Origin of the sequence: Arthrobacter sp. 2RAF22, from assembly GCF_052115325.1 — a bacterium.
GTDB lineage: Bacteria > Actinomycetota > Actinomycetes > Actinomycetales > Micrococcaceae > Arthrobacter.
In genome coordinates this window covers 1-26288 of the sequence record NZ_JBFRGL010000014.1, presented here as the reverse complement: position 1 = coordinate 26288, position 26288 = coordinate 1, and the positions used below count along the sequence as shown (strand labels likewise).

Sequence of the window (26288 nt, the reverse complement as noted above, 5' to 3'; positions counted from 1 at the left end):
TCCCAATTTTCGGAAGGTTCGTGATGACCCGCAACGATCGACTGACAGCCATCCTTGATCTCCTCGCCGAGTCAGGGCATGTTGAGGTCGAGGATATCGTGACCCGCTTGGCCGTCTCGCCGGCGACGGCCCGCCGTGACCTGGACAGCCTCGCCAAGCAGCGGCTCCTGAGCCGAACCCGCGGGGGTGCGACCACGGGATCCGTGGCGTACGAACTTCCGGGGCGCTACAACAGGGATGACCACGCCGAGGCCAAGCAGCAGATTGCCTTGGCCGCTTCGGAGCTCATCATGCCCGGGGCCGTGATCGGACTCAGCGGAGGCACCACCAACACGGCTTTGGCCCAGGTGCTTTCTACCCGCGAAGACCTGAACGCGCCCTCCAACCGGCCCATGCTGACGGTGGTCACCAACGCCATCAACATCGCAGCCCAGCTTGCCGTGCGCCCCAACATCAAGATCATGGTCACCGGCGGCATCCTGAACCCGCGTTCCTACGAACTTGTGGGGCCCTACACCGATGTCATCATGCAGAAGGTTGCCTTGGACATCGCCTTCATCGGGGTCAACGGCGTCGATCCCAAGATCGGGCCCACCATCACCGACGAGGGAGAAGCCATGGTGAATACCGTCATGGCCCGGCGTGCCACCGACTCCTATGTCCTGGCCGACTCCACGAAGATCGGCAAGCGTGCCTTCGCGGCAATGGCCGGGTACGACTTCCGGCGGCTCATCACCGATTCGGGCATCACGGCAGAAGACAAGGCTGCGTTTGAAGCAAGCGGCACCGAAGTGATCGTGGCCAAGGACGACTAGCTTCGATAAGTGACCGTCAGAAGACCATCGGGGGAGCATTCAGCACGGTTTCATCGGTGCTGCGCTGCACCCACTGGCTGAACGGCGTGTCCAGATCGTACTTGTCCTGGTCGTTGCGGATCAGTGTCCGTAGCTCCGCGTTGCCCGGGTTGTTGAGAGATTCGAAGTACTCCACAGACCAGTGGAACCACCGCATGCAGAAGAGCCGCATGGTGAGGCCATGGGTCACCAGCAGGGTGTTGGGCGCGTAGTCGGGTTTCTCCCAATGCCGGTACAGGGTTTCCATGAAGGACGAAATCCGGTCATACACATCGGAGCCTGATTCGCCCTCGCGGAACCGGTAGAAGAAATGCCCGTAGAGGTTGCGGAGCTCCTTCTGGTCCCCGATGTCTCCGGCGATCTGGAAGTTGGCCCAGTCCTGTTCACGCAGCCGGGGCTCCTCGATGACTCTTTCCGTGAGGCTGCCCAGATTCAGTGCCTCAAGGGTCTGGTAGGCCCGAAGGTACGGAGAGACGTAAACGCATACGGGTTCGCCGTCGAGCTTCCTGCGCAGCGCCTCACCCGCAGCCCGTGCCTGCTCTACGCCAAGCTCCGTCAACGGGATGCGGTAATCGGGCACACGGTTGTAGATGGAAGTGTCGGCGTTGGCGGCGGACTGGCCGTGCCGGATCATGAAGATTCGTGCTGGCGCGCTCATCCCACCAAGCATAGGCTCACGAGTGGCCCGGCCCGCGCAGGCGGACACTGGTGGACCCGCCTCAGGGGAAACCTCAGGCAAATGAAGGCAAGATAGGAGCATGCTCCTAGCCTCAACGCGCCGGTTGCGCGCCGAAGTACTGATCGTCCTTGGCCTGTCCCTGGGCCAATCGGCCGTGTACTCCGTGGTGCAGTTGTTGGACAAGATGACCCAAGGGCCTTTGGCCCATGCGACGTCCACGCTCAACCGCTCGCAGAGCACGCGCGAGTACTTCGATCTCACCTACCAGCTGCTGGACATCGCGTTTGCCCTGGTCCCGGTGGTGTTGGTGTTCTACTTCCTGTCTTTGCACCGCCAAACCGCGGAGAGTCCCTCGGGCTTCACCCGGCTGGGCTTCAACTTCGCCCGCCCGGGCCGTGACGCGTTGCAAGGACTGGGCCTCGCCGCGCTGATCGGGATCCCGTCGCTGGGCCTCTACGCGGCCGGCCGCGCCCTCGGGATTACGACGGCGATCATCCCCAGCGGCCTGGACTCCTACTGGTGGACAGTGCCCGTCCTGGTCCTCTCCGCGGTGCGGCACGCCGTCGTCGAAGAAGTCATCGTCGTGGGCTACCTCCTGGACCGGTTCGGGAAGTTCGGGTGGAGCACCACGCTGGCGATTGTGCTCAGCGCGCTCCTTCGCGGCAGCTACCACCTGTACCAAGGCTTCGGGCCCTTCATCGGCAATGCCGTCATGGGCCTCGTGTTCGGCTGGATCTACACCAAGACCAAAAGGGTCATGCCGCTGGTGGTGGCCCATGCTCTCCTGGACATCGTGGCGTTCGTCGGCTTCAGCGTCTTCGGCAAGGCAATCGGGCTGGGCTGAAGCGCGTTAAAAGGTTTCGGCCGCCACTGCGGGGTGACGTCATTGGCACCCGCATATGGCGGCCGAAGTTCTTCCCGGGCACTCCTGGCCCGATGGTCCGTCAGATAGTGACGGCTCCGTTGGCGGTTTCGAACGTTACCGACATGATTCCCGGCGTTCCGTGCGGAGCCATCCATTGGACTGCAACGTCCTCGAGAGGCTTCTCCACGGGTTCCCCTAGCCACTCGGTGACACGCTCCGCGGAGCCGGCGATGGTGAGGCTGGACATCTTGACGTCGCTTGGGTAGACGAGGGACGGGTGAAGTGCAGGGTCGCCCTCCCACCGCAGCAAGTAGGGAACCTGGGGATCGGCGATGAGCCCCAGGATGCCGATTTGCGACCAGACGAGTTCGCGGCCGTCCGGGAACTTGCGGTTGCCAGGAACGGCGGCGCGTCCAAGCCGCTGTTCGAACGGGCTCAGGTCGTCCACAGCGACGCACCAGCCCATCCAACCACCTCCCGCGGCGGAGCGTGCACGGACGGCTTGTCCAAAAGGTGCCTTGTCGGATGCCGGGTGGTCAAGGACCTCGACAACTTCCAGGTATTTGTGGTCAGCAAGGGGAATGATCATGTTCCGGGTACCGAAGCGCGGGTGCACTCCGCCCCGGACTGCGTCCACTCCCAATGCTGCGGAAATCCGCTCGGTGGTGGCCAAAAGGCCATCTCGTTCACAAGCGTAAGAGACGTGATCCATGCGCATGGCTTCATCTTGGCACTTTGTGATGGAGCTCTCAGCTAAGTCAAGCCTAACCAAGGTGGGATGTATCGAAAAGGCAGCTCAGAGTCACTTCAGGACGTGCCGGGACCGAAAACTACTGTGTTCGTCACAAAGCTTCCGGAGCCCGCAACACCATCCCTAGACTGGCGGCAACCGAACACCGGCAGGCTGAATACTTCGGCCCGGCAAGCTGAAGCACGGCAAGAGCCCAGACAACCAGGAGTCCGCATGTCCCAAGGATGGTCATTCGAAACGCGCCAGATCCACGCCGGTCAGGAGCCGGACTCCGCCACCGGAGCCCGGGCACTCCCCATCTACCAGACCACCTCGTTCGTGTTTCCCAGCGCGGAAAGCGCTGCCAACCGCTTTGCGCTCGCCGAGCTGGCGCCCATCTACACCCGGATCGGCAATCCCACGCAGGATGCGGTGGAACAGCGCATAGCGAGCCTGGAAGGCGGCTTGGCCGCGCTCCTGCTGAGCTCCGGCCAGGCCGCGGAAACGTTCGCCATCCTCAACGTCGCCGAGGCCGGTGACCACGTGGTGGCCAGCCCGAGCCTCTACGGCGGCACCTACAACCTGCTGGCGCATACGCTGAAGAAATTCGGAATCTCGGTGACCTTCGTCGAGGACCCGGACAACCTCGACCACTGGCGCGAGGCCGTGCAGCCAAACACCAAGCTGTTCTTCGCGGAAGTTGTCTCCAACCCCCGCCAGGACGTTTTGGACATCGAAGGCGTCTCCCGCGCCGCGCACGAGGCTGGAGTCCCGCTCGTCGTGGACAACACCCTCGCCACGCCCTACCTGATCCGGCCCATCGAGTGGGGCGCTGACATCGTGGTGCATTCGGCCACCAAATACCTGGGCGGGCACGGATCCGCCATTGCCGGTGTCATCGTGGACTCCGGCAACTTCGATTTCGGCAAGGACCCTGAGCGGTTCCCCAACTTCAACACCCCGGACCCGAGCTACAACGGCCTGGTCTATGCCCGCGACCTCGGCAAGGACGGTGCCCTCGGCGCGAACCTCTCCTACATCCTCAAGGCCCGGGTCCAGCTTTTGCGCGACCTCGGCTCGGCAGTTTCACCGTTCAACGCTTTCCTGATCTCCCAAGGAATCGAAACCCTCAGCCTGCGGGTGGAACGCCACGTGGACAACGCCACCAAAGTGGCGCAATGGCTGGAAGGGCGCGACGACGTCGAATCGGTCGCGTATGCGGGGCTGCCTTCCAGCCCGTGGTTCGAACGAGGACGGAAGTACGGGCCCCGGGGAACCGGCGCCGTGGTGTCCTTCACCATCCGGGGCGGGATCGACGCCGGCAAGCGCTTCGTGGACGCCTTGGAGCTGCATTCCCATGTGGCAAACATCGGCGATGTCCGTTCCCTGGTCATCCACCCCGCGTCCACGACGCACAGCCAGCTGACCCCAGAACAGCAGGCCGTGGCCGGCGTGAGCCCGGGACTGGTGCGGCTGTCCGTCGGGATCGAGCACATCGACGACATCCTCGCGGACCTCGAGTCAGGATTCCGGGCGGCCAAGGGCAGCTAGGCCAGTCGCCGGTTCGTTCCGTGATGGGTCGCCCACTCCGATGGGCGCCCCATCTCGCGGTTAGCCCGCGATGTAGTACCCGGAAGTGTCGGCTATGAGCTGCACTGTGCCGTTGGAGTTGTTGGTGAAGGAGATCGTGCCATCCGGAGCGACGGGCGTAATGGCGAAGTTCGGGATGATCTGTCCCGTCGCGTAGTTCACGTTCGAGGTGCTCGGCTGCGGGCTTCCTCCGGCGTAGGCGGTGATGAACCCGAACGACGTCGGGTTGGCCACGGTGATGTTCATCGCGACAGCGGAAACACCGGACGCTGGAATGCCACCCTGTCCCGCGACCTTGACGTTGATGGTCTGTCCGGGGGCAACAGGTCCGTTGATCCCGCCGGTGCCGTTACGGGTATCCAATTGGCGGAACGGGGCCTGCGCGGAAAACGCCCCGGCGGTTGACGGTGTGCCCGCAAGGTAATAGCCCGAGGTATCGGCGATGATCTGGACGGTTCCGCCGGAGGTGTTCGTGAATGAAATCGTCCCGTCGGGAGCGACCGGCGTAATGGCGAAATTCGGAACGATCTGTCCCGCGGCGTAGTTCACGTTCGAGGCGTTCGGTCGCGGAGTCCCTCCAGCGTAGGCGGTGATGAAGCCGAACGACGAGGGATTGGCCACCGTGATGTTCATCGCGACGGCGGAAACACCGGAAGAGGGAATACCGCCGCGGCCTGTGACTTTGACGTTGATGGTCTGTCCGGGGGCAACGGGTCCGCCGACGCCACCGGTGCCGTCACGGGTATCCAACTGCCGGAACGGGGCCTGGGCGGAGAACGTCCCGGGAGCGGGCGACGCGCCAGGCGTGAGGGAGTAACCGGTGATGTCGGCGATGAGCTGGACCGTGCCGTTGGAGCTGTTCGTGAAGGAAATCGTGCCATCCGACCCCACCGGCGTGATCGCGAAATTCGGGACGATCTGCCCTGGGGCAAAATTCAGGTTCGAGGTCGCCGGACGATTTGTTCCGCCGGCGTACGCGGTGATGAAGCCGTTCGACGTCGGGTTGGCCACCGTGATGTTCATTGCGACAGCGGAAACTCCGGTCGCCGGGAGGCCGCCGCGTCCAGCAACCTTGACGCTGATCGTCTGGCCGGGGGCGACCGGCCCGTTGACGCCACCGGTCCCGTCCCGCGTGTCAAGCTGCCGGCAGGGGGTCGTGGCCGCAAATCCGCCCAACGGGTCTTGCGACGGCGAAAAGAGCGACGGGCTGACGTACAGCAGCCGGTTAGGCATGCAGTTTCCGGTTGACTGGACTATTCCGGCTGTTGCGCCGACGGTCAACGTTGCCGAGACCTGCGCGGGGCTCCACGAGGGATGCATGGCGAGGAGCATCGCGGCCGCTCCTGCGACGTGGGGCGAGGCCATTGAAGTTCCGCTGAGGACATTGGTCGCAGTATTCGAGGTCGCCCAGTCGGAGGTGATCTGGACCCCTGGTGCGTACAGGTCGACGCAGGGACCGTAGTTGGAGAACCCTGCTTGGCTGTCGTTCGGGTCGCTAGCAGCCACGGTGAGGGCTGCGGGCACTCGGCCAGGGGAGCGTGTGCACGCGTCGACGCTGCTATTTCCTGCAGCCAAGGTTACCGTGATCCCGCTGTCAATCGCGCCTTGGACGGCGGCGTCCAGGCTCTGGTCCGTACCGGTCAGGAGGCTAAGGCTAAGGTTGGCGACAGCGGGTTGACCGGCTTGGTGATGCTGAACGATCCAGTCGAGAGCGGCAATGACATCGAGTGACGATCCGCCCCCGGCGCAGTTGAGCGCTCGTACGGGCACGATCGTTGCCGCTTTGGCCATCCCAAAGGTGGCTCCTGCTGCGATTCCCGAGACGTGCGTGCCGTGGCCGTTGCAGTCTGTGGTTCCCTTGCCGTCGTCCACGCCGTTGTTGCTTCCAATGCCGACGGCGTTATATCCGACCGTCACGCGTCCGCCGAAGTCTTGGTGGGTGGCCAACACGCCGGTGTCCACCACGTAGATCGGTACCCCGGCGCCGCTCGAAGGCGGCGTGTAGCTCCCAGACAAGGGCAGGGATCTCTGGTCGGTCCGGTCAAGGTTCCAGGGTGCCGGTGCTTGAGTGTCTGAAATCCGCACCGGCATATCCCGGTCCACGGACACAACCCGGCTCGACTTCGCCAACGCAGCGGCCTTCGCTGGCGTCGCCGTGACGACCGCGGCCTTCACGGCATGCGTGAACGTCTTGTCCACCGAGACTCCCTGCGAGCGCAGCTCCGCGGTCTTCCCGTCAACGTCGGTGCCTTCGGCGTAGTGGACCACGTATCTGTCTTCGCCTGCTGCCGGAGTCGTGTCGGCGTGCGCCGGCAGCGGCACTCCCACGGTGAAACCTGATACCAGCAAGAACAGGGCTATTGGAACGACGCCGGATGGCTTTTTCACGAGCTTCAATCTTCCTGTGACGCACAGTGGCGGCGGAGACATCCGAAGGATGCAGACTGCTGCGCCCAATTCTATCTCCAGTCACACAGGCATCACCCGTCTCTTCAATTTCAGACATCCACAACCCCGGCTTCGTGAACAAAACGCGGCCAAGTGTCACAAAGCTGTCATAATCTTCGTCAGAAGGGGTCCGGTTTTCCTAGACTCTTCCCATAGGTCATGAGTGCCAGCGACAGCCCCGGCTTGCTGGCCGGCAACCCTCCTTTCGCGGCGGGGTGCCCCGGGTGAAGACCTGGCCCTTCGCTGTGTTGGCGGCGGGCAAGCGCGATGTGAGGTGTCGACGAATGACAATTGCTGCAACAGCCATACCCCTTTCCGGTACCCAGGACGGAACCCTCAAGTATGTTTCCGTAGGAGGGCTCGAACTGGAGGCCGGGGGTTTCCTCCCTGAGGTCGTCCTTGCGTACGAGACATGGGGCCGGCTCAACGCCGACGCTTCCAACGCCGTCCTCGTGGAGCATGCACTGACCGGCAGCACCCATGTGGCCCGTGGCGAGAGCGATGAAGAAGGCTGGTGGGAGCAACTCGTTGGTCCCGGCGCCACCATCGACACGGACCGCTACTTCGTGGTCTCCGTCAACATCGTGGGAGGCTGCTACGGCAGCACCGGGCCGTCGTCGAGCGCTCCTGACGGCAAGCCGTGGGGCTCCCGCTTCCCGCTCGTCACCCTGCGGGACAGCACCATAGCCGAAGCCCGGCTGGCCGACGCCTTGGGGATCCACAGCTGGCATACCGTGGTGGGAGGGTCCATGGGCGGTGCCCGCGCACTGGAATGGGCCGTCAGCTATCCGGACCGCGTCAAGCGATGTGCCGTGATTTCGATCGGGGCGTACAGCACTGCCGAACAGATTGCGTTCGCGCAGGCCCAGACTCTCGCCATCCGGCAGGACGCCGACTTCAAGGGCGGCGACTACTACGGCCAGGCAGCGCCCGAGGCGGGGCTGGCCCTTGCCCGGCGGATCGCCCACATCACCTACCGTTCGGCGGATGAACTGGACTTCCGCTTCGGCAGGAACGCCCAAGGCGGCGAGGCGCCCCTGCAGGCTGCGGCCTTAGGGGACCGGGGCCGCTACCAGGTGGAGAGCTACCTCGACCACCAGGGACGAAAGCTGGTCCAGCGCTTCGACGCCAACAGCTACATCGCCATCACTGAGGCGCTCATGAGCCACGACATCACTCGCGGCCGGGGCTCATTGGAGGACGCGCTGTCCGTGGCCACGGCGAAGTTCTTCGTTGCCTCGGTGGACTCGGACCGGCTCTATTTCCCGGAACAATCGCACGAGCTGGCCAAGGCCTTGCCCGGAGAAGTCCCCGTTCATGTGATCGAGGCGCCCATCGGGCACGACGGTTTCCTCACCGAGATCGGCCAGCTCGGCCCCCAGCTGCGGGAGGCGTTCTTCGGCTGAATCAGCCGTTCATGATCTCCTGGCGGAGCTTCATGTAGTCCTCCATGGCAATTTTCCCGTCGCTGTACTCCTGGTCGAGTTCGGCCAGTTTCCGTGCCCGGTAGCCTTGCGGCGCGCTGTCCGGCTGGGGCGCGCTGTTCGCTTGCGGAGTAGACGACGGCGGAGCGGCCTGAGGTCCGGGCATTCCCACCGGGGGTTGCGGCTCAGCCGGGAAGATGACCGGGGGTTGCTCCGGGTATCCGACGGGGTAGTGCTGTGGAGGATAGGGCTGCCCGGGGTAATCCTGCGGAGGATAGGGCTGCCCGGGGTAATCCTGCGGAGGGAAGTCCCGTAGCCTGCGCTGGCGCGATCGGTTGTACATGCGGATCCCCATGGGAATCAGCCAAGAGCAGACGATGATCCAGAAGATCACATTGTTCACGGTGGAGGGCCTCCCTAGTCTTTCACCAGCTTAGCCCCGCTCCCTGTGACCCACACGGCTCCCGTTCAGCTCCGGGGCAGGATGGTGTCGGCAGGACCGAAGACGGGTCCCGGCGTCGGGCGTTTCGGCAGGATGCCGTCGCCGGAGGAGCGGTGCCGGATCCGGCGGATGACCCACGGGACAAAATACTCCCGGGCCCATACGAGGTCGCCCGAGCGGGCCTCGCGCCAGCTGCGCTGGGGGAGCGGCTTGGGGAACAGCGGCTCGAGGTTGTGGGGCACATTGAGTGAATCGAGGACCATCGCCGCGATGGTGTGATGGCCGAGCGGCGAGAAGTGCAGGCGGTCTTCGTCCCACATCTGGGAGTTGGAGAGTTGCCGCAGGGACCACATATCGGCGATCACGGCATCGTGGCGGGCGGCCACCGTGCGGAGGTTTTCGTTGTAGATGGCCACTTTGCCGCGGATCCGGCCGAGGACCGATGACGCGGTGTCCGGACCGTTGAAGAGAACCACGGTGGCGCCGTCGGAACTCAGGGTCTGCACTGCGGCATCGAGTTTCTCGGCCAAGGCGTCGGGATCGCCGCCGGGACGGATGAGGTCGTTGCCGCCTGCGGAGATGCTCACGAGGTCCGGCTTGAGGTCCCTGCACGGGCCAAGTTGTTCGTCGAGGATCTGCTGAAGCAACCGCCCGCGGATGGCCAGGTTGGCGTAGGCGAAATCCCGGTGTCCCCGGCTCAGTTCCTCGGCTACGCGGTCGGCCCAGCCACGATGTCCCCCGGGGTTGTTGGGCTCGGGGTCGCCGATCCCTTCGGTAAAGGAATCACCCAATGCCACGTAGCGGGTCCACGGATGAATCCGTTCGTCCGGCTTTGGTCCCACCGTGGGATCAATGTCACTCACGTCCATATCCTGCCTCTTGCTGCAACGCCACGCGCCCGTAGCTTGTTACTCATGGGTAACTGCAAGAATAGTCCCATGAGTCAAGCTTCCGCCTTTCCTGCCCCGGTCGTTTTGTGGTCCCACGAAGAGGAGGAGCGGGCTGGCAAGCCATTGCTGGTCCTGTTGCACGGTTACGGGTCCAACGAGCAGGACCTCTTCAGCCTTGCAGGCTTGTTGCCCCAGGACTTCGTCGTCGCTTCGCTCCGTGCGCCGATCGCGACGGGCCCGGGCTTCACGTGGTTCCCGCTCACGGCGTCCATCGACTATTCCATCGATGCCGTCAAGGACGCCGCGGAGTACGTGTTTTCCTGGTTGGACTCCTTCAAGTCCAACCACAGCTCGGTGACGCTTCTCGGCTTTTCCATGGGCATGGCCATGGCCACCTCGCTGTTGCGGCAGCGCCCGGCGGACTTTGCCGCCGTCGTCGGGCTTTCAGGCTTCGCCGTCGACGCCGATGCGGACCCCGCATTCCGCGACGCCGAACTGGACGGTTCCGTGCCGCTCTTCTGGGGACGGGACCAGCAGGATCCTGTTATCACCCCGGACAAGATCGAATACACCATGGACTGGGTCCGAAAGCACACGGACCTCACCAAGGTGCTCTACACAGGCATGTGGCACGGCATCAATCAGCAGGAAATCGGCCACGTTGGCGAATTCCTGGAGCACAAGGTCCTCTCGTAGCAACGCGGGGTCACTTACGGCCCATCCCGAAGTACGTTATGGGCCGTAAGTGACCCCGCGTTGCCCTAGGAAGCGGCCGCGATCCGCACCGTCTGTCCGTTGACGGTCACCGTATCGCCGACATGGAGTTGGCGGCCGCGCCGATCGTCGATCTCGCCGTTGACTTTGACCAGGCCGTTCTTGATGAGTTCCGTGGCTTCCACGCCGTCCTCCACCAGGTTGGCGAGCTTCAGGAGCTGGCCGAGTCGGATCATGTCGTCGCGGATGGGGATTTCTTCGATTTCCGGGTTGCTCATACAAGCAATGATGCCTGAAGTGAGGTGGTGAAAGTGCCGCAATCGTCCCGTCCCGCCATCCGAAGCACCTCCCGTCCGTTGCTCACCGGCCTGCTTCTCGCGGTGGCCAACGGTACCCTGCTTCCGGTCCAAGGCCGGATCAACAGTGCGCTGGGGGCAAAGCTCGACGACGGCGTGGCGGCCGCCGTCGTCAGCTTCACTACCGGGCTGGTACTGATCGCCGTGATCGGCCTTGCGCTGCCGAAAGGCCGCGCTGGTTTGCGCCGGATAGTGCCTGCCGTCAAGGAGCGCAGCTTTCCGCGGTTCTATGTGGTGGCTGGCGGGATCGGCGCCCTCTACGTGATTGCCCAATCGTTCACCATTGGCCTTCTTGGAGTCGCGTTGTTCACGGTAGCCGTGATCACAGGGCAGACCGTGAGCGGCCTGTTCGTGGACCGGCTCGGCATCGGTCCCGGCGGGAAACGCTCGATCACGGGGGTCAGGATTTTGGGAAGCATCCTGACGATCGCCGCCGTCGCCTGGGCCGTGTCGCCGCGCCTCGGGGCTGCGGCCGACGTCGGGTCCTTGCTGTTCCCGATCCTGTTGCCAGTCGTGGCGGGTTGCCTCATGAGTTTCCAACAAGCCATGAACGGGACTGCCACGATGCATTACGGCAGCCCCATCGCCGCGACGCTGGTGAATTTCGTGGCCGGAACGGTCATTCTCTGGATCGCCTGGCTCATCAAGGTGTCGTTGCTTGGTCCCGGCCACGCCCTTCCTGCTGAGTGGTGGTATTACGTGGGCGGCCCGATGGGGTGCGTCTTTATCGGCCTGGCTGCTTTGTTGGTCCGCAGCCTCGGTGTTTTGGTCACGGGGCTGGGGATGATCGCCGGGCAGCTGCTCGGATCCCTCGCGCTTGACCTGATCCTGCCGGCTCCGGGAACCTTGGTGGCTTTCCCCACGATCCTTGGCACCTTGCTGACCCTGTTCGCCATCATCGTCGCCACGCTGCCTTGGCCGAAGGGCGCGCTCTCTCCCGCCGTCCCGCCAAGCGCCATTCGGGCCAGTCCCGGAGGCAGGACAGCGGTCAAAGGCCGGTAGGCTAGGACACGCAGCTTCCTGCACAGCATTACCTTCGCGCACAACCACGGACCGCACCCAGCGGCCCTGTAGAACATTGGAGTACCCATGGCAGCAAAATCCGTCCTCGACCAGGTCATTTCCCTCTCCAAGCGGAGGGGCTTCGTGTTCCAGGCCGGTGAAATCTATGGTGGCTCCCGGTCCGCGTGGGACTACGGCCCCCTCGGTGCCGAGCTCAAGGAAAACATCAAGCGCCAGTGGTGGCAGAGCGTTGTCCGCGGCCGCGAAGACGTGGTGGGCCTGGATTCCTCCGTGATCCTGCCCCGCCAGGTATGGGAAGCCTCCGGCCACGTCGAGGTGTTCTCCGACCCCCTGGTCGAGTGCCTTTCCTGCCACAAGCGCTACCGCGCCGACCACCTCGAGGAAGAGTACGAGGAAAAGAAGGGCCGTCCCGCCGAAAACGGCCTCAAGGACATCGCCTGCGCCAACTGCGGCACCCGCGGCCAGTGGACCGAACCGCAGGAGTTCTCCGGCCTGCTCAAGACGTTCCTGGGCCCAGTGGCCAGTGAAGAAGGCCTGCACTACCTGCGCCCGGAAACCGCGCAAGGCATCTTCGTCAACTTCAGCAACGTGCTCACCACGTCCCGCAAGAAGCCGCCGTTCGGCATCGGCCAGATCGGCAAGTCCTTCCGCAACGAGATCACGCCGGGCAACTTCATCTTCCGCACCCGCGAGTTCGAACAGATGGAAATGGAATTCTTCGTCGAGCCGGGCACGGATGAGGAATGGCACCAGTACTGGATGAAAGAACGCATGTCCTGGTACACCGATCTGGGCATCCGGCCGGAGAACCTGCGTTTCTTCGAGCACCCGCAGGACAAGCTCAGCCACTACTCCAAGGGCACCACGGACATCGAGTACCGCTTCGGTTTCCAGGGCTCCGAGTGGGGCGAGCTCGAGGGCATCGCCAACCGCACCGACTTCGACCTCTCCACCCACTCGAAGGCCTCGGGCCAGGACCTCAGCTACTTCAACCAGGCCACCAACGAGCGCTACACGCCGTACGTCATTGAACCGGCCGCCGGCCTGACGCGCTCCTTCATGGCCTTCCTTGTGGACGCCTACACGGAAGACGAGGCACCCAACGCCAAGGGCGGCGTCGACGTCCGTACTGTCCTGAAGCTTGACCCGCGCCTGGCGCCGGTCAAGGCAGCCGTGCTGCCCCTGAGCCGCAACGAGGACCTGTCCCCGAAGGCCAAGGACTTGGGCACCCAGCTGCGCAAGAACTGGAACATCGACTTCGACGACGCCGGCGCCATCGGCCGCCGCTACCGTCGCCAGGACGAGATCGGTACCCCGTTCTGCATCACCGTGGACTTCGACACCCTCGATGACCAGGCCGTCACCATTCGTGAGCGCGACACCATGAGCCAGGAACGTGTGTCCCTGGACAAGGTGGAGGGCTACCTGGCCGCACGACTGATCGGCGCCTAAGCGTGTCCATCGAGTACCGCGAATGGCGTGAGGGCGACGACCTCGCGCTCCTGGAAATGTGGGGTGGGCCGGAGACCCTGCCGGCCCAGCAATTCCGCGCCGCCCTTGCGCCGTCGAGCAACGGCGGCCAGGGCCAGCCTTGGCGCCGGTGCATCGTGGCGGAAGACGTCGTTGACGGCATCGGAATTCCGGTGGCCGCGGGGGTGGTCCACGAGGCGTCCCTGCACGCGGAACGTCTCTGGGCCTACATCGAGGTTGCCAAGGACCACCGCCGGAGCGGGATCGGGGCCACGCTCCTGACCATGCTGCGGCGCGAAGCCGGGCAGTCGCCGTCGGGCGTCACCAAGCTGCGCAGCAAAGTGGAGCCCGGCACGGCCGGTGCCGCCTTCGCCGAGTGGGCAGGGCTTGCACCCATCCAGCGTTCCCGGCTTGTGGTGGTGGATCCCGAGCCGCTCAGGCTGCCTGTGTTTGGTGACGGCTCCGAAGAAGCCGCTTCCGAGCGGGTGGAGGACCTCGCCACGGGATCGGTGGAACTGAGCGACGTCGTCGGCCGGTACTACACAGCCGTGCACCACTGGGACAACCCCGGCGAGCTGGGCATCCCCACCGTGCAGCGGCTGTTCCTCGACGATCTGACAGGGGCCCACGGAGCCGTCGTGCTGCGAGCGCCCAAGGCGAGTGCCTTTGGCGCCGGCGTTCCGGCCACCCGCAAGGGCAAGCTGCAGGCCTTCGCCATCAGCTATGCCCAGGGCAGCTCGGACGAGCCCTCGGAAGTGTTCCTTGGCCACGACCCGCTTTTGCCGGATGACGAGGCGCGGGAGGCGGTCCGCGACCTGCTGGCGCTTATTGCTTACCAGCACCCCGTGCTCCTTGAAGTGGACGATTCCATGACGGCCGTGTGCGCCGTCGTCGATCCCTTGCTCGAGCTGGGCAAGGCGAAGCTGCGCGGTGCGGACACCCTGGTGGTCAGCGAATAGCTTGCGGCTGGCCCAACTGGCTCGCAGTTGTTGTCGTTTTGAGCCCTCATAACGACAACAACTGCGAGCCAGTTGGGTGAACCCTTGACGGCGCTGCTGCACTGGGTGTAGGCATGACGACGTAAGCCCCGGCCGTTGCTCTGGTGGGGTAGCGGCGGGTGGAACGAATCCGGTCTCATGAAGAGAATCGGCGGTAACACCCATGAATGGAACAGCCCTCGACGGACTCCGTGAACAGCTCCGTGGGCAACTCGTCACTCCCAGCGATCCTGACTATGACTCCGCCCGTGCCGTCTTTAACGGGATGATCGACAAGCGTCCGGCGGGAGTCGTCCGGGTGGCCCAAGTGGCGGACGTCATCGCGAGCGTGAACTTCGCCCGGGACAATTCCCTGCCATTGGCTATCCGCGGCGGCGGCCACAGCGCCCCCGGTTTCGGGACCTGGGACGATGCCCTTGTCATAGATTTCGTCAACCGTACCGGGGTCCGTGTTGACCCCGACGCCGGTACGGCCCGTGCCGAGGCGGGAACAACCTGGGCAGATTTCAACCACGCCACCCACGCCTTCGGACTCGCTAGCACTGGCGGGATTGTGGGATCCACCGGCATCGCAGGCCTGACCCTGGGTGGCGGCATCGGCTATCTTGCCCGCAAGCACGGACTGTCCTGTGACAACTTGATCTCCGCTGACGTGGTGACTGCGGACGGCAAGTTCCTGACTGCGAGCGAAACCCGGAACGAAGATCTCTTCTGGGCCTTGCGGGGAGGCGGGGGTAATTTCGGTGTGGTGACGTCGCTGGAGTACAAGCTGCACCCGGTGGACATGGTCCATGTGGGCATTGTCATCTATGGAGCTGAGAACACCGAGACGGTGGCGAAGTTCTACCGGGATTACATGGACTCCGCTCCCGAAGAGTTCGGCGCGTTCCTCGGCTTCCATCAAGGCCCGCCGGTGCCGTTCCTTCCGGAAGAATGGCACGGCAAGCCAGTGTGCGTCGTGGTCGGGATGTGGACGGGAGACATGGCCGAAGGCGAATCCCGCTGGGCGCCGTTCCTCGAAGCCGCACCCGTAGCCGGATCCCTGATCACCCCGATGCCGTACCCGGCACTCAACGTGGCATTTGACGGGCTCAATCCCAAGGGGCTGCAAGGATACTGGAAAGCCAACTTCATCAGTGAACTCAACGATGGCGTCATTGGTGCGCATGCGGAGTTCGGGTCCACGGTGACCAGCCTCAACACCGCCGTCCATGTCTACCCGATCGACGGCGCGGCGGCCCGGGTCGGAGCCCAGGACACCGCCTTCGCGAACCGCGGCATGAAGTTCGCCCCGGTGATCGCGGCACAATGGCCGGACCCCGCGGACAATGAAGCCAACATTGCCTGGGCCCGGAACTACGCGGAGGCTCTCCGTCCGCACTCTGCTGCCAGCGGCTACATCAACTTCATGGATGCGGAAGACCAGAGCAGGATCAGTGACAACTACGGGGTCAACTACGAGCGGCTGCAAGCCATCAAGGGCAAGTACGATCCAGGAAACCTCTTCCACGTGAACCAAAACATCAAACCCGCCTGAGCACTCGGGTATCAAGCGAGCCCAACTGATCCCCACCGCCACCCTCGCCTCGCAAGCTCGGCCAGGGAACCCTGGCGGCGTGGGCCCACGCATTTGTTGTCGTTCTGAGCCCTCATAACGACAACAACTGCGAGCTAGTTGGGTGGGACACAGCGCTGCCCCACGTAGGCTTGTGGGCATGAGGTTTTGCAGCTAATGGGTCACGGCCATTCACACGGACACGCGGAGCATTTCGAGCCAAGCCCGACGGCGCTCGCGTCACGCAGGCGGGCCAACTGGCTCCTCGTGGCCGTGCTGGCTCCGATCGCGGTACTCACGATCGTTGCCATGCTGGTCATGTGGCCATCGGGGAGCAAAGAGGGCATCACGTTCGCGAGCCCCTACACGGCCGCTCCCGGGGTGACGTTCGATACGGGCAAGATCCAGGCGGTTACTCAGGAAAGCTGCACGCAAGGTACGCAGGCTCCGAGTACGAACGGCACGAACCAAAGCAGCGGCGCACAGCCGCAGGGCTCCCAGTGCACCTTCGCGTCCACGCAACCGGATAACGGCGGCAGCCCGGTGAAAGTGGTCATCAACCCGGACGTGGCCAAGTCCCACGGCGTCAAAGTGGGGGACAGCATCCGCTACCTGAACCTCTCCGGTGTGCAGGGCGCAGCGGCGGGCAACGGCTCGCCGTCGTACGTTTTCCTCGACTTCGTGCGGACCGTTCCCATGGCCCTTCTGGCGATCCTGTATGCCGTGGTGGTCATTGCGGTGGCGCGCTGGCGCGGCTTCAGGGCGCTCCTCGGGCTGGCCGGAGCCTACGTGGTGATGGTGAGCTTCATGCTTCCGGGACTGGTGGAAGGCAAGCCGCCGCTGCTCGTGGCTTTGGTCGGCTCCACCGCCATCATGATGGGGGTGCTCTATTTCGCCCACGGATTCTCGGCCAAGACCTCCACCGCGTTGCTGGGTACGATCTTCGGCCTCGGCATTACGGCGCTGCTGGCGGCCTGGGCCACGGATGCGGCCAACCTGACCGGGATCGCGAGCAGCGAGGGCGCCACGCTCGTGAACATGTCGGACAAGATCTCGCTCTCCGGAATCATTCTCTGCGGTCTGATCATTTCCGGGCTCGGAGTGCTCAACGACGTGACGATCACCCAGTCCGCGGCCGTGTGGGAACTCTACGAGCTCGCACCCGAGACTGGCGCGCGAAAGCTGTTCACCTCGGCCATGAGGATCGGCCGGGACCACATCGCCTCCACGGTCTACACCATCGCCTTTGCCTACGCCGGCGCAGCCCTTCCCCTCCTGATCATCGTCATGCTCTACGACCGTCCGCTGGTCGATGCCCTGACCAGTGCCGAGTTGTCCGAGGAAGTCATCCGTACACTGGTGGGCTCCATCGGCCTGGTGCTGGCCATCCCCGTGACCACCTTGATCGCCGTGCTGGTGGTGAAGGCGACCGGTCCGAGGCGGCTCGCGGCTGCCGTCGCGGCGGATGCGGCGCCAGCTCTCGACGACGACGGCAAGGTCCGCGAGCTTGAAAACGCCGGTTCCACCGATGCCTTCGAGTCCTTCGATACTGGCGAGCTTGCCGCCGTCGTCATGACCAGGCGGGCACGCAGGGAAGCCGAGCGCCGCTAGCCTCCGATGACATTTGTCATCCCTCATTGGTGACACACGCCCGGGCGCCGGACACGGATCCCGGCTTTGATGGGTAGTGGAGCAAACCAAAGCCAAGGAGAGTCATGACAACAGCGAGTGTGCCGGCCGTCCAAGCCGCCGGACTGCACAAGAGCTTCGGGAAGGTCCACGCCGTACGCGGCCTGGACCTCACCGTGCAGCCGGGGGAGGTGGTGGCGTTCCTCGGTCCCAACGGGGCGGGCAAGACCACCACGATCGACATGATCCTCGGATTGAGCGCCCCGGACCAGGGTAGCGTCTCCATCTTCGGCCACACTCCCCGGGGAGCCATCGCCCGCGGCCAGGTGGCAGCCGTGATGCAGACCGGCGGCTTGCTGCGGGACATCAGCGTCCGCGAGACCGTGCAGCTCAACGCTGCCATGTTCGATTCCTCCCGGCCCGTGGACGAAGTCCTGGCGCGGGCGGGCATCCTGGAGATCGCCGACCGCAAGGTCGAAAAGTGTTCCGGCGGCCAGCAGCAGCGGCTGCGCTTCGCCATGGCCCTCGTCTCCGATCCCGGTTTGCTGATCCTGGACGAGCCCACCACCGGCATGGATGTGGCGGGACGACGGGACTTCTGGACCGCGATCAGGAGCGACGCCCAGCGCGGACGGACCGTCATCTTCGCCACCCATTACCTCGAAGAAGCCGACGCCTACGCGGACAGGATTGTGCTGGTCCGGCAAGGCAGCATCGTGGCGGACGGCACCGCCGCCCAGATCAAGAACCTTGCCTCGGGCCGAACCGTCAAGGCTTCGCTTCCGGCGGCTGAGCGCGGGCTCCTGGCCGGGATGCCGCCCGTCGAAAGCATGGATTACGACGGCGGCCGCCTCACCGTCCGCACGGGCGACTCGGACGCCGTCGTGCGCTTCCTGCTCAACAACACGGGCGCCCACGACGTCGAAGTGGCGGCCAACAACCTCGAGGAGGCCTTCGTCGCCCTCACCGGAGACGATGCCGCGCCGGAATCCACAAGCATCACGTTTGAAGGAGACCTCGTATGAGCGCGGCAACAGTCCTCCAGGAACGGAAACCGTCCACCGGCGGGGTCAACCGCACGTTCCTCTGGATCGAGATCAAGCGGATGCTCCGGAACCGCCGGACCATCATGTTCACGGTATTCATGCCAGCCGTCTTCTTCTTCATTTTCGGCCTCTCCAACAAGGACAAGCTCCTGCCCAACGGGCACAGCTACGGCCAGTACATCCTCATCAGCCTCACGGTCTATGCCGCGATGACCGCCGCTACGGGCGCCGGCAGCCAAGTGGCGGTGGAGCGTGCCCAAGGGTGGAGCCGCCAGCTTCGCCTCACGCCCCTCCTGCCCGGTGCGTACATCGCGGTGAAAGCCATGGCCGCCCTCACGCTGTCCCTTGTTGCCGTCGTGGCCCAGTTCGTCATCGGCGCCCTTGCAGGTGTCACCATGGATGCCCAGACCTGGCTGACCGCGGGGTTGGTCGCTTGGCTGGGTTCCCTGGTCTTCGCGGCCCTGGGCTTGTTCGTCGGATACCTTATGCCGAGCCAGAACGTCATGCAGATCCTCGGCCCGGCCCTGGCCATCCTTGCCATGCTCGGTGGACTGTTCATGCCGATCGAGATCATGGGGGAGACCTTCGGGAACATCGCCAAGTTCACGCCCGCGTACGGGATCGGGCAATTGGCCCGAAGCCCCATCACCGGCGAGTTCGACTGGGCGTGGATCGTCAACGTCCTCATCTGGCTCGCAATCTTCGTGGCCGGGGCTGCGATGGCGTTCCGCCGCGACACGAAACGTGTCTGAACAGGCCGCTAGGGTGGTCACCATGACCAGCAGCCAAGGCCGAACCTCCTTCAGGGACATGCTCGTCGGCAACATGTTCCGCGGTGCCATGTTCCGCGGTCCTGGGCCACGGGGCTGGTTCATCGGCGCGGGACTCTCCATCCTGCTCTGGGCCTGGCCAACGTGGAACATCGTGTGGTCCGTGGACGAGCCGCTGGCCTGGAAAACGGCGGCGTCGGCGTCCCTGATGGTGTTCTTCGCCGCCTACGTCTTCCTGCCACAGATCAGTTGGCGCCTGGGCGTCCGGGCGGGGATCGTGTCCGTCTTCATCCTGCTGGCGCTGAACGGGGTGATGATCCTCATCATCGGACGGGAAACCTTGTGGACCTGGACGTTCCTGGCCTGCGCCATCGCCATGACGTCCCTTCCGCCGCGCGCGGATTTCTTCCTCATCGTCGGATTGGCCCTCGCTTCCTTCACCACCCAGTTGGTGACGGGCAACGGGGAGCAGGCCTTGCTCCAGGCCGGGATCATCGTGTCCCTCGGCCTCATGATGTCCGCCTTCGCGCGGCTGATCAGGCAGACCGCACGGCTCCGGGAAGCGCAGACTGAACTGGCCGATGCAGCCGTGGCGGCGGAGCGAAGCCGCGTGGCCCGGGACATGCACGACATCCTGGGGCATTCCCTGACGGTCATCGCCGTGAAGGCCGAATTGGCCGGCAGGATGCTGGACACCGTCCCCGGCGAGTACCCGGCCCGCGACCGGGCCGCCGCCGAGATCTCCGCGGTGCAGGACTTGGCCCGTGGCGCGCTCGCCGACGTCCGCGCCACGGTGGCCGGTTACCGCGGCGTCAACGTCCTGGCGGAACTCGCAGTCGCCCGGACGGCCCTGGAATCGGCAGGGATCGACGCCGAATTGCCGGGAACCGTCGAACAGGTTCCGGCGCGTCACCGGGAGCTCTTCGGCTGGGTGCTGCGCGAAGGCGTCACCAACGTTGTGCGGCACTCCGGCGCCGCGCGCTGCCGCGTCCGGTTGACGGCGTCGAGCGTTCTAGTCGAGGACGACGGCGTCGGTCCGGCCTCCGGGGGCCGCTCCGGGAATGGACTGGCCGGGATCCGTGAACGCGTGGGTGCCGCCGGGGGAACGGTCAGCATTGGCCCGAGCGACCTGGGAGGGTTCAGATTGGCGGTGGAGGTATGAGTATCCGATTGGTGATCGCAGACGACCAGGCGCTCGTGCGCGGAGCATTGGCCGCGTTGCTGGGGCTGGAGCCGGACATCGAGGTGGTCGCCGAACTGGGCGACGGGACAGGGGTGGCGGCCGCCGTCGTCGAGCACTCCGCCGACGTGGCAATGCTCGACGTCGAGATGCCTGGCCTGGACGGGATCAGCGCGGCAGCCGCCGTGCGGCGGGCCGCGCCGTCCTGCCGGGTCCTCATGGTGACCACCTTCGGGCGGCCAGGCTACCTCAAGCGCGCCATGCAGGCCGGCGCCTCCGGATTCGTCGTCAAGGACACGCCTGCCCGGCAACTGGCCGAAGCGGTACGCCGCGTACACCAAGGGCTCAGGGTGGTGGACCCGGTGCTTGCCGCGGAATCGTTGACCGCGGGAGACAGCCCTTTGACCGAACGCGAGGGGGAGGTGCTCAAGGCAGCGTCCGACGGCGGAACGGTAGCCGACATCGCGAAGTCAGCGATGCTTTCCGAAGGGACCGTCCGGAACTACCTGTCCGCCGCGATGGCCAAGACCGGCGGCCGGACGCGTGCCGAGGCCGTGCGCATCGCCGAAGACAACGGCTGGCTGCTCTAGCGGCCAGGCACGTATTCGACCGTCCCGTCGATTTGCCCCGCTTTGAGACAATGGACGGGTGACTGTAGTAGCAACGCCCCCTTCGCCCAAGCTCGAACTGCCCCCGCTGCAGCTCGGCCGGATCACGGTGGACACCCCCGTGATCCTCGCCCCGATGGCCGGAATCACCAACTCGGCCTTCCGTCGGCTGTGCCGTGAATACGGCGGCGGCCTGTATGTGGCGGAGATGGTGACCTCCCGTGCCTTAGTGGAGCGCACCCCGGAATCGTTGCGCATCATCTCCCATGACGACGATGAAAAAGTCCGTTCCGTGCAGTTGTACGGCGTGGACCCCGTCACCGTTGGCCAGGCAGTGCGCATGCTCGTCGAAGAAGACCGGGCGGACCACATCGACCTCAACTTCGGCTGCCCCGTGCCCAAGGTCACCCGGCGCGGCGGCGGATCCGCCCTCCCCTGGAAGATCGACCTTTTCACCTCGATCGTCCAGACCGCTGTCAAGGAAGCCTCCAAGGGCGACATCCCGCTGACCATCAAGATGCGCAAGGGCATTGACGAGGACCACCTCACGTACCTCGACGCCGGCCGGATCGCCCGCGATTCGGGCGTTGCCGCCGTCGCGCTCCACGGCCGCACGGCCGCTCAGTTCTACTCCGGCCAGGCCGACTGGTCCGCCATCGCACGCCTGCGCGAAGCCCTCCCGGACATTCCCGTCCTGGGCAACGGGGATATCTGGTCCGCCGAAGACGCAGTCCGCATGGTGCGCGAAACCGGGATCGACGGCGTCGTAGTGGGCCGCGGTTGCCAAGGTCGCCCGTGGCTCTTCGGCGACCTCCAAGCCGCGTTTGAGGGAAGCGACCAGCGCCACCGTCCGGGCCTGCGCGAAGTAGCCGAGGGCGTCTACCGCCACGCCGAGCTCATGATCGAAACCTTCGGCAACGACGAGTACAAGGCGCTGCGTGAGATCCGCAAGCACATGGCCTGGTACTTCAAGGGCTACGTGGTGGGAGGGGAGCTGCGTGCCAAACTGGCCACGGTACCGACGCTCGAGGTCCTGCGCGAGCTGCTGGACCAGCTGGACATGGACCTGCCGTACCCAGGCATCGATTCGGAAGGCCCGCGCGGACGCGCAGGTTCCCCCAAAAAGCCGGCGTTGCCCAAGGACTGGCTTCTCAGCCGGCAGATGGACGCGGACCAGACGCGCGATATCGCCGCAGCCGAACTCGACGTCTCAGGCGGCTAAAGCGCGGCCCGGACCGGCGCGTGCACGCGCACGGCCCGAGTCGTGGAAAACTGGCTGCATAGGCACGGGCTGAAGAGACGCCGGTGCACGGCAAGCGGAGGAGGCAGATACCCATGGGAACTGAAGCGATGTCTGCAGCACGCCCGGCCGAAAACGCAACGGGCATTCCAGGCTACGTGGAGGCCGACTCGGCACGCTGGGTCCAGGAACCCCGCAAGAATACCTACCGCTCGGACTTCGAAAGGGACCGGGCACGGGTGCTGCATTCGTCAGCGCTCCGGCGGCTCGGGGCCAAGACCCAAGTGGTGGCCCCGGATACCGATGACTTCGTGCGCACCAGACTGACGCACAGCCTTGAAGTGGCCCAGGTGGGCCGCGAATTGGGCCGCGCGCTCGGTTGCGATCCGGATGTTGTGGATACGGCGTGCCTGAGCCACGATCTTGGCCATCCGCCTTTCGGCCACAACGGGGAATCGGCGCTCAACGAGGTCGCCCATGCAATCGGTGGCTTCGAAGGCAACGCCCAGACTCTGCGCCTGCTGACCCGGCTTGAACCCAAGGTCCTTGCCGCCGACGGCCGGCCCGCGGGCCTGAACTTGACCCGCGCCAGCCTTGACGCCGCGTCCAAATACCCGTGGTCCGCCGTCGACGCCCCCGTCATCCACGGACAGCGCAGCAGCAAATTTGGTGCGTACGAGGACGATCTGCCCGTGTTTGCCTGGCTTCGTGACGGCGCACCGGGCAACCGTTCCTGCATCGAGGCCCAGGTGATGGACCTAGCCGACGATATCTCGTACTCCGTCCACGACGTCGAGGACGCCATTGTTGCCGGCCATTTCCAGCTGAAGTGGCTGGACAATCCGGACCACCGGGCCCGCGTGGTGGGCTACACCAAGCAGTGGTACTTGCCCCACAACGATCCCGCTGAAATCGATGCTGCCTTGGCCCGCCTCGAAGCCACGAGCGTGTGGGTCCGCGAAGCCGACGGCAGCCGCAAGTCGATGGCCGCGCTGAAGGACATGACCAGCCAGTTGATCGGCCGGTTCTGCCAGAGTGCCTTGGAGACCACGAGGGCGCACTTCGGACCGGACCACCTCACCCGGTACGCTGCGGAACTCATGGTCCCCGAGGAAACCGTCACCGAGATCGCGGCCATGAAGGGCCTTGCCACGACGTTCGTGATCTCCACCGACCATCGGCAGCCCGTCTATGAGCGCCAGCGCGAAGTCCTGCACGCCCTCGTCGGCGTGCTCAACGCGAGCGGAGACCGGCATCTGGAACCGATGTTCGCCGCGGACTGGCGGGACGCCCCCGACGACGGCGCCCGGCTTCGCGTTGTCATCGACCAGGTGGCGTCCCTGACGGACGCTTCGGCGCTGGCGATGTACGAACGCCTCGTGGGCAGCCTCCCCTCGCTCTGGTAGCCCGACGGCGGCCCGCGGCTGCCCGTGCGGAGCGACTAGGATGGTGACGTGGCTGGCCTGATCAAACGTGAAGATATCGACGAAGTACGCCAGCGCACCGATATCAAGGAAGTAGTGGACGGCTACGTCACCCTCAAGGGTGCCGGCTTGGGGACCTTCAAAGGCCTGTGTCCCTTCCACGACGAGCGCTCGCCGTCGTTCACTGTCCGTCCGCAAGTGGGCCGGTACCATTGCTTCGGCTGCGGCGAAGACGGCGATGCCATCTCCTTCGTCCAGAAAATGGACCACAGCTCCTTCCACGAAGCCGTGGAAAAGCTCGCAGCCCGGATCGGCTACGAGCTCCGCTATGAAGACGGCGGCACGGGTCCCAACCGCGAAGAGGTCGGCAAGCGCCAACGGCTGCTGGATGCCCACAAGATCGCCGACGAATTCTTCCGTGCCCAATTGCTCACGGCAGGGGCCGCCGAGGGCCGCAATTTCCTCCATGGCCGCGGCTTCGATCGGACCGCGGCCGAACAGTTCGGCGTCGGCTACGCGCCGCAGGGTTGGGACTCACTCCTGAAATACCTGCGCGGACGCGGATTCACGGACGCTGAGCTGAAGCTGACGGGCATGTTTTCCGAAGGCAACCGGGGCATTTACGACCGCTTCCGGGGCCGCCTCATCTGGCCCATCCGGGACATCGCCGGCGACACCATCGGCTTCGGCGCCCGCAAGCTCTACGAGGACGACCAAGGACCGAAGTACCTGAACACTCCGGAGACCGTGCTCTACAAGAAGTCCCAAGTCCTCTACGGCATCGACCTCGCCAAGCGGAACATCGCCAAGGACCGGCAACTGGTGGTGGTGGAGGGGTACACGGACGTCATGGCCTGCCACCTTGCCGGCGTCGGTACCGCTGTGGCCACGTGCGGTACGGCCTTCGGTACGGACCACATCAAGATCGCCCGCCGCTTGCTGTCCGACGACGGCACCGGGGGAGAGGTCATCTTCACCTTCGACGGCGACGCCGCCGGGCAGAAGGCCGCATTGCGCGCCTTTGAAGAAGACCAGCGTTTCGTCGCGCAGACGTACGTGGCCGTGGAACCAAGCGGAGCGGACCCCTGTGATCTTCGCCAGCTCAAGGGCGACGCGGCTGTCCGGGACCTGATCGGCACCCGTCGGCCCCTCTTTGAATTCGCTATCCGGGCCTCACTCAAACGCCACAACCTGGACACCGTGGAAGGCCGGGTCGCCGCCCTGCGGGAATCGGCCCCCGTCGTGGCGCAGATTCGTGATTCCGGTATCCGTCCCGCCTATGTCCGCGAGCTGGCAGGCTGGCTCGGCATGCCCATCGAGGAAGTCAGCCGGGCCGTGGGCTTGGCCGCCAAACGCGCTGCTTCCGGCGCGGCGGGCAATACAGGAACTGCGGGATCTGCAGGCACTCCAGGAACCCCGGGGCACGGGCAAGGCGCAGCGCCGGGCCAGTCCGGCCAGCCGGCGGCAGCACCGCCGTCGAACGCTCCCATCGCGTTCATGCGCCCGGATCCGCGGGATCCCATTGCCGCCATGGAACGGCAGGCCCTCGAAGTGGTCATCCAGAACCCGGCCGTACTGGGTGGCGAAGCTGCGCTTAGCGGCGGAGCATGGGAACGGTTTGAAGCGTCCCATTTCGTCACTCCGGCCTACTCAGCCGTGCACACCGCCATCCGGGCCGCCGGGCTGGCACACGCGGGAGACCCTGTGGCCTGGGTGGAAGGGATTCGCCAGGAGGTTCCGGAACCGCTCCAAGGCCTGGTCTCCGAGCTTGCCGTCGTCCCACTGCCGGCCAGCACGCCCGAAGCGCTTCAGCGCTATTGCCGCGACATTTTGGCCCGGCTTTTCGAGCTGCAGATCACCAGGGTCAAGGCGGACAAGATGGGCCAGTTGCAGCGACTGGACGCCTCGGCCCAGCCGGAGGAGTTCCAGCGCCTCAACCGGGAACTCATGCAGCTGGAAATGCAGCGCCGCGCGCTCCGCATGGACAGCTGAGGGCCGCCCTGGCGCCGATTTCGTTTCCCGGCAGCCCTTTGTTAGGCTTGTACACGCTTCATTCCTCCGTAGCTCAATTGGCAGAGCATTCGACTGTTAATCGAAGGGTTACTGGTTCAAGTCCAGTCGGAGGAGCGCTACTCAAAAATCCCCGTCCTCAGTAGAGGGCGGGGATTTTTGGCGTCTGTGCCTCACCTGTTGGTGAGGGTGATGTCGTCGAGGTACATCCAGGTGTCGTCGGCGGGGCTGGAGCCGTCGAGGTGGACGTTGTACCAGAGGGTGATGGTTTGGCCTTTGTAGGCGGTGAGGTCGGCGGTGAGCTGGGTCCAGGTGCCGTTGTTGTTGCAGAGTTTGAAGAGGC

General features: G+C 64.9%; 23 protein-coding genes, 1 tRNA gene and 1 riboswitch. Of the genes, 18 read left to right on the top strand and 6 right to left on the bottom strand.

The genetic code is table 11. From position 1 onward, the window contains the following. The first annotated feature begins 23 nt into the window (after window positions 1-23). A complete protein-coding gene (locus AB4068_RS11795) occupies window positions 24-815 on the top strand; it encodes a DeoR/GlpR family DNA-binding transcription regulator (protein ID WP_059387875.1) in 792 nt (263 codons plus the stop codon). A gap of 16 nt (window positions 816-831) precedes the next feature. Here the strand turns inward: AB4068_RS11795 and AB4068_RS11790 are convergent, their stop codons facing one another. Next, window positions 832-1512 carry a histidine phosphatase family protein gene (locus tag AB4068_RS11790; RefSeq protein WP_059387874.1) on the bottom strand — a complete coding sequence of 227 codons (681 nt, stop codon included), beginning with the start codon at window positions 1510-1512 and terminating at the stop codon, window positions 832-834. A 100-nt stretch (window positions 1513-1612) separates the two neighbouring features. On the opposite strand from AB4068_RS11790, the gene AB4068_RS11785 reads away from it, so the two are divergent. Next, the gene (locus AB4068_RS11785; protein WP_284989751.1) at window positions 1613-2377 is read left to right on the top strand and encodes a CPBP family intramembrane glutamic endopeptidase; all 765 of its coding nucleotides are present in this window, start codon (window positions 1613-1615) and stop codon (window positions 2375-2377) included. A gap of 100 nt (window positions 2378-2477) precedes the next feature. On the opposite strand, the gene AB4068_RS11780 is transcribed toward AB4068_RS11785, so the two are convergent. Next, window positions 2478-3116 (bottom strand): VOC family protein, encoded by a 639-nt coding sequence (locus AB4068_RS11780; RefSeq protein WP_028266517.1) that lies wholly within the window; start codon window positions 3114-3116, stop codon window positions 2478-2480. 246 nt (window positions 3117-3362) lie between these two features. Between AB4068_RS11780 and AB4068_RS11775 the strand changes: the two genes are divergently transcribed. Continuing rightward, complete coding sequence (locus tag AB4068_RS11775; RefSeq protein WP_306961353.1) at window positions 3363-4679, top strand: bifunctional o-acetylhomoserine/o-acetylserine sulfhydrylase; 1317 nt, start codon at window positions 3363-3365, stop codon at window positions 4677-4679. 60 nt (window positions 4680-4739) lie between these two features. Here the strand turns inward: AB4068_RS11775 and AB4068_RS11770 are convergent, their stop codons facing one another. Then, window positions 4740-7106: a S8 family peptidase gene (locus AB4068_RS11770; RefSeq protein ID WP_306961355.1), complete on the bottom strand. Its 2367-nt coding sequence runs from the start codon at window positions 7104-7106 to the stop codon at window positions 4740-4742. A 215-nt stretch (window positions 7107-7321) separates the two neighbouring features. After that, window positions 7322-7437: riboswitch (SAM riboswitch) on the top strand. 13 nt (window positions 7438-7450) lie between these two features. Here AB4068_RS11770 and metX point away from each other — a divergent pair. Further along, entirely contained in the window at window positions 7451-8572 is a 1122-nt protein-coding gene (gene metX / locus AB4068_RS11765; protein WP_306961357.1) for a homoserine O-acetyltransferase MetX, read from the top strand. A 1-nt stretch (window position 8573) separates the two neighbouring features. Here metX and AB4068_RS11760 read toward each other — a convergent pair whose 3' ends face one another. Both AB4068_RS11760 and AB4068_RS11755 read right to left on the bottom strand, forming a co-directional pair. After that, on the bottom strand, window positions 8574-8993 hold the full coding sequence (locus AB4068_RS11760; protein ID WP_441433476.1) for a hypothetical protein: 420 nt from the start codon (window positions 8991-8993) through the stop codon (window positions 8574-8576). A gap of 65 nt (window positions 8994-9058) precedes the next feature. Further along, entirely contained in the window at window positions 9059-9901 is an 843-nt protein-coding gene (locus AB4068_RS11755) for an SGNH/GDSL hydrolase family protein (protein ID WP_441433475.1), read from the bottom strand. A gap of 69 nt (window positions 9902-9970) precedes the next feature. On the opposite strand from AB4068_RS11755, the gene AB4068_RS11750 reads away from it, so the two are divergent. Next, complete coding sequence (locus tag AB4068_RS11750) at window positions 9971-10618, top strand: alpha/beta hydrolase (RefSeq protein ID WP_441433474.1); 648 nt, start codon at window positions 9971-9973, stop codon at window positions 10616-10618. 65 nt (window positions 10619-10683) lie between these two features. Here AB4068_RS11750 and AB4068_RS11745 read toward each other — a convergent pair whose 3' ends face one another. After that, entirely contained in the window at window positions 10684-10914 is a 231-nt protein-coding gene (locus AB4068_RS11745; protein WP_059387868.1) for an RNA-binding S4 domain-containing protein, read from the bottom strand. Window positions 10915-10938: 24 nt separating this feature from the next. On the opposite strand from AB4068_RS11745, the gene AB4068_RS11740 reads away from it, so the two are divergent. The 13 genes from AB4068_RS11740 to AB4068_RS11680 all read left to right on the top strand — a co-directional run bounded on the left by AB4068_RS11740 (window position 10939) and on the right by AB4068_RS11680 (window position 26062). Beyond that, window positions 10939-11994, top strand: a complete 1056-nt coding sequence (locus AB4068_RS11740) for a DMT family transporter (protein WP_441433473.1) — start codon at window positions 10939-10941, stop codon at window positions 11992-11994. An 87-nt stretch (window positions 11995-12081) separates the two neighbouring features. Further along, window positions 12082-13467, top strand: coding sequence for a glycine--tRNA ligase (locus AB4068_RS11735; RefSeq protein WP_059387867.1), 1386 nt, complete (start codon window positions 12082-12084; stop codon window positions 13465-13467). Between the two features lie 2 nt (window positions 13468-13469). Continuing rightward, window positions 13470-14444 carry a GNAT family N-acetyltransferase gene (locus tag AB4068_RS11730; protein WP_441433472.1) on the top strand — a complete coding sequence of 325 codons (975 nt, stop codon included), beginning with the start codon at window positions 13470-13472 and terminating at the stop codon, window positions 14442-14444. Between the two features lie 202 nt (window positions 14445-14646). Then, window positions 14647-16020, top strand: coding sequence for an FAD-binding oxidoreductase (locus AB4068_RS11725; protein WP_441433471.1), 1374 nt, complete (start codon window positions 14647-14649; stop codon window positions 16018-16020). Between the two features lie 195 nt (window positions 16021-16215). Continuing rightward, window positions 16216-17649, top strand: coding sequence for a YibE/F family protein (locus AB4068_RS11720; RefSeq protein ID WP_307052579.1), 1434 nt, complete (start codon window positions 16216-16218; stop codon window positions 17647-17649). Window positions 17650-17753: 104 nt separating this feature from the next. Beyond that, on the top strand, window positions 17754-18692 hold the full coding sequence (locus AB4068_RS11715) for an ABC transporter ATP-binding protein (RefSeq protein ID WP_307052578.1): 939 nt from the start codon (window positions 17754-17756) through the stop codon (window positions 18690-18692). Continuing rightward, window positions 18689-19465, top strand: coding sequence for an ABC transporter permease (locus AB4068_RS11710; RefSeq protein ID WP_307052577.1), 777 nt, complete (start codon window positions 18689-18691; stop codon window positions 19463-19465). The genes AB4068_RS11715 and AB4068_RS11710 overlap by 4 nt, the downstream gene beginning before the upstream one ends. A gap of 22 nt (window positions 19466-19487) precedes the next feature. Beyond that, the gene (locus AB4068_RS11705) at window positions 19488-20645 is read left to right on the top strand and encodes a sensor histidine kinase (RefSeq protein ID WP_441433470.1); all 1158 of its coding nucleotides are present in this window, start codon (window positions 19488-19490) and stop codon (window positions 20643-20645) included. Then, entirely contained in the window at window positions 20642-21253 is a 612-nt protein-coding gene (locus tag AB4068_RS11700) for a response regulator transcription factor (RefSeq protein WP_234750748.1), read from the top strand. Before AB4068_RS11705 ends, AB4068_RS11700 begins: the two co-directional genes overlap by 4 nt. Before the next feature lie 58 nt (window positions 21254-21311). Next, entirely contained in the window at window positions 21312-22493 is a 1182-nt protein-coding gene (gene dusB / locus AB4068_RS11695) for a tRNA dihydrouridine synthase DusB (protein WP_284989739.1), read from the top strand. Between the two features lie 113 nt (window positions 22494-22606). Then, the gene (locus AB4068_RS11690; protein ID WP_441433469.1) at window positions 22607-23917 is read left to right on the top strand and encodes a deoxyguanosinetriphosphate triphosphohydrolase; all 1311 of its coding nucleotides are present in this window, start codon (window positions 22607-22609) and stop codon (window positions 23915-23917) included. A gap of 48 nt (window positions 23918-23965) precedes the next feature. Next, on the top strand, window positions 23966-25927 hold the full coding sequence (gene dnaG / locus AB4068_RS11685) for a DNA primase (protein ID WP_441433468.1): 1962 nt from the start codon (window positions 23966-23968) through the stop codon (window positions 25925-25927). Window positions 25928-25989: 62 nt separating this feature from the next. Further along, a tRNA-Asn gene (locus AB4068_RS11680) sits at window positions 25990-26062 on the top strand. Window positions 26063-26288 lie beyond the last annotated feature (226 nt).

What these genes read in the sequence shown, in the direction of transcription:
- AB4068_RS11795 (WP_059387875.1), top strand. Translation starts at nt 24, where the DNA reads ATGACCCGCAACGATCGACTGACAGCCATCCTTGATCTCCTCGCCGAG.
- AB4068_RS11790 (WP_059387874.1), bottom strand. Translation starts at nt 1,512, where the DNA reads ATGAGCGCGCCAGCACGAATCTTCATGATCCGGCACGGCCAGTCCGCC.
- AB4068_RS11785 (WP_284989751.1), top strand. Translation starts at nt 1,613, where the DNA reads ATGCTCCTAGCCTCAACGCGCCGGTTGCGCGCCGAAGTACTGATCGTC.
- AB4068_RS11780 (WP_028266517.1), bottom strand. Translation starts at nt 3,116, where the DNA reads ATGCGCATGGATCACGTCTCTTACGCTTGTGAACGAGATGGCCTTTTG.
- AB4068_RS11775 (WP_306961353.1), top strand. Translation starts at nt 3,363, where the DNA reads ATGTCCCAAGGATGGTCATTCGAAACGCGCCAGATCCACGCCGGTCAG.
- metX (WP_306961357.1), top strand. Translation starts at nt 7,451, where the DNA reads ATGACAATTGCTGCAACAGCCATACCCCTTTCCGGTACCCAGGACGGA.
- AB4068_RS11755 (WP_441433475.1), bottom strand. Translation starts at nt 9,901, where the DNA reads ATGGACGTGAGTGACATTGATCCCACGGTGGGACCAAAGCCGGACGAA.
- AB4068_RS11750 (WP_441433474.1), top strand. Translation starts at nt 9,971, where the DNA reads ATGAGTCAAGCTTCCGCCTTTCCTGCCCCGGTCGTTTTGTGGTCCCAC.
- AB4068_RS11745 (WP_059387868.1), bottom strand. Translation starts at nt 10,914, where the DNA reads ATGAGCAACCCGGAAATCGAAGAAATCCCCATCCGCGACGACATGATC.
- AB4068_RS11735 (WP_059387867.1), top strand. Translation starts at nt 12,082, where the DNA reads ATGGCAGCAAAATCCGTCCTCGACCAGGTCATTTCCCTCTCCAAGCGG.
- AB4068_RS11725 (WP_441433471.1), top strand. Translation starts at nt 14,647, where the DNA reads ATGAATGGAACAGCCCTCGACGGACTCCGTGAACAGCTCCGTGGGCAA.
- AB4068_RS11720 (WP_307052579.1), top strand. Translation starts at nt 16,216, where the DNA reads ATGGGTCACGGCCATTCACACGGACACGCGGAGCATTTCGAGCCAAGC.
- AB4068_RS11715 (WP_307052578.1), top strand. Translation starts at nt 17,754, where the DNA reads ATGACAACAGCGAGTGTGCCGGCCGTCCAAGCCGCCGGACTGCACAAG.
- AB4068_RS11710 (WP_307052577.1), top strand. Translation starts at nt 18,689, where the DNA reads ATGAGCGCGGCAACAGTCCTCCAGGAACGGAAACCGTCCACCGGCGGG.
- AB4068_RS11705 (WP_441433470.1), top strand. Translation starts at nt 19,488, where the DNA reads ATGACCAGCAGCCAAGGCCGAACCTCCTTCAGGGACATGCTCGTCGGC.
- AB4068_RS11700 (WP_234750748.1), top strand. Translation starts at nt 20,642, where the DNA reads ATGAGTATCCGATTGGTGATCGCAGACGACCAGGCGCTCGTGCGCGGA.
- AB4068_RS11690 (WP_441433469.1), top strand. Translation starts at nt 22,607, where the DNA reads ATGGGAACTGAAGCGATGTCTGCAGCACGCCCGGCCGAAAACGCAACG.